Annotated in this window: 1 pseudogene; it reads right to left on the bottom strand. The window is 50.0% G+C overall.

Going from position 1 to position 210, the window contains the following annotated elements:
• Positions 1–210, bottom strand: a pseudogene (gene tnpA / locus BHE89_RS04250) (IS200/IS605 family transposase); the annotation flags it as partial.

Raw genomic sequence — 210 nt, 5'->3', positions numbered from 1 at the left:
TCAATCAAGCGTTGACTGGCTCTGAACGTAGGCTCTGAGTGTTTCAACGTTGCCCCTCCGGTGCTACAGACAAAGTACGACCTTGACCACAAAAGTCCCGTTTTACTTTGTGTCCGTAAAATGTGTGTTTTGCTGGCGCAGCAGGCGCGACGATACTGATTTCAGATTGTTGACCATCACACTGACCGCCAGTTTTGGCGGGTAAGCAAC

The sequence above is a fragment of the Shigella sp. FC1967 genome (genome assembly GCF_001743005.1).
Lineage (GTDB): Bacteria > Pseudomonadota > Gammaproteobacteria > Enterobacterales > Enterobacteriaceae > Proteus.
This window is presented reverse-complemented; position numbering and strand designations above follow the sequence as displayed.